Source organism: Streptomyces sp. NRRL S-31 (assembly GCF_000718775.1).
In the GTDB taxonomy this organism is placed as follows: Bacteria; Actinomycetota; Actinomycetes; order Streptomycetales; family Streptomycetaceae; genus Streptomyces.
Genome location: NZ_JOCB01000210.1, coordinates 1 through 1,890 on the forward strand (window position 1 = coordinate 1; position 1,890 = coordinate 1,890).

Consider the following 1,890-nt stretch of genomic DNA (forward strand, 5'->3'; position numbering starts at 1 on the left):
ACCCTCGACCGAATGCGACACCTGCGCGATCAGACCCTGCAACTCCACCAGATCCCGCTGCAACTCCACATGCGGCACCACCACACGCCGCTGCATCGCGGTCTCATCAAGATCAGGCCACTCCATCCCGGTCAGGAACTTCAGCAGATTCCCCAACGGCGACCCAGGCGACAGATCCACTACCCACCCACACCTCCTACAGCACAGTCCGGGCCCGCCTGGCACCACGACCCGCCCGTCTCCGAGTCCAGCGCACCCGTCCTCGCGGCAGACACACACCACACCACACCACACACACGTAAATACCCACACCACCGGTTCACCACCGACGACACTCCCGGCTGCGAGCGCCGACCGGGCACGCCCTGAGCTTGACGTTTAACCGCGCCTGTCACCCGACCTGCTGATCTGCGATTCTTTCCGCGACAGCGGAGGCGGCCGAGTTCACCCGCTCCCTGTTCCAGACCCCCGCCCAGGAGCAGCAGCGGCACATCCTGACCCAGGTCGCCCGTCTGGTGGACGCGGGCATCGTCAGCACCACCGCCACGAAGGACCTCGGCCGGATCAACGCCGCCACCCTCCACCACCGGGCGCCCGGTGGTATCGGGCCCCGGTGGTGCCGGGGCCCGGCCGGCACCCCTCGGGATACAGTCACACGTGTTTTGCACGCGTGTCTCTTGCCAGACGCACGGCGGGCCGCGCGGTCATCCGGCCGCGCCCGGCCCATCCACGACCCACGACCACCTACGACGACCACGGAGCATTCCATGACCCACCCGGACACCGAGCACATCGTCCTCGTCGCACGCATGCGGGCCCTTCCCGGCAAGGAGCGGGAACTGCGGGACGCGCTGCCCGCTCTCGTGGCCGCCACCCGTCAGGAGGACGGCTGCCTCACCTACGTGCCGCACCAGGGTCTGGACGACCCGGGGCTGCTGGTGATGCACGAGGTGTGGCAGAGCGAGGAGCACTTGCGCGCCCACTCCGCCAGTGACCACCTGCGACGGTTCGCGGAGCTGGCAGGACCACTGACGGTGGACGGCATCCAGGTCGAGCGGCTGACCGAACTGGCGGTGTAGGCGGCGGGCACGGAGCCGCCGCGGGGCGCGCGAGCGGCGCCCCGGCCACCCGTCGGGGCGGTACCGGCCGTGACACGGACGCACACGCCGGACCGCCGGCCGCCCTCGTCCCGGGCGCTGTCGGACCGGCTCGGCCGGCGCCACGCGAATCACCACCCGGTGGGGCCGGCGCCACGCGAATCACCACCCGGTGGGGCCGGCGCCACGCAAATCACCGCCCGGTGGGGTGGACGGGTGCCCGGCCGCCGGTGCCGTTCCCGCCGGCCCCGGACCGGTCGTGCGGCCGCCTGATGCGCTTCCGTTCGAGGAGGGTGAGGGTCCGGCCCCGGGCCGCCGGGTGCCCTCGCCGGGAGCGCGGGTGCCGGGGGTACTCCCTCGCGGGGGGCATGCGCCGGTCGGTGGCCACTCGCCGGAGCGGACCGAGGGGTACGGCGGTCCGGAGGCGGCGGAGGCGGGCACCGGCACGGGGGGCGCGGGGCGGGCCGGCCCCCCGGGACCGGACGACGGGGCCCCGGCGCGTGCCTCCCGTGCGACCGGCCGCCCCGGCGCTGACGACGGCGCCGGATTTCAGTCAGCATCCGGCACGACGTAAGTCGTTAGACGGATCCCCGGACGACCGTCCGCGGTGAAGCTGGGTGCGTCGCTCGGCGCCGCGCCCGCGGCGGCCGCCCCTCCCGGTCCACCGGTCCGGCGGGGACGTATCGCACCGTGAAGGGAACACCATGCCGTTCATCACCGTCGGCCAGGAGAACAGCACCGACATCGAGCTGTACTACGAGGACCACGGCACCGGCCGCCCGGTCGTCCTGAT

Annotated in this window: 2 protein-coding genes and 1 pseudogene; 2 read left to right on the forward strand and 1 reads right to left on the reverse strand. The window is 72.8% G+C overall.

What is annotated here, in order from left to right; genetic code table 11:
• Positions 1-180: hypothetical protein (locus IF37_RS40310; protein ID WP_037858307.1), on the reverse strand; the 180-nt coding region annotated here is incomplete at its 3' end.
• Between the two features lie 587 nt (positions 181-767).
• Between IF37_RS40310 and IF37_RS0138185 the strand changes: the two genes are divergently transcribed.
• Both IF37_RS0138185 and IF37_RS44195 read left to right on the forward strand, forming a co-directional pair.
• Positions 768-1,079, forward strand: coding sequence for a putative quinol monooxygenase (locus tag IF37_RS0138185; protein ID WP_030754264.1), 312 nt, complete (start codon positions 768-770; stop codon positions 1,077-1,079).
• A 722-nt stretch (positions 1,080-1,801) separates the two neighbouring features.
• Positions 1,802-1,890: pseudogene (locus IF37_RS44195) on the forward strand (alpha/beta hydrolase); the annotation flags it as partial.

Coding starts and splice junctions, on each gene's coding strand:
- IF37_RS0138185 (WP_030754264.1), top strand. CDS start 768: ATGACCCACCCGGACACCGAGCACATCGTCCTCGTCGCACGCATGCGG.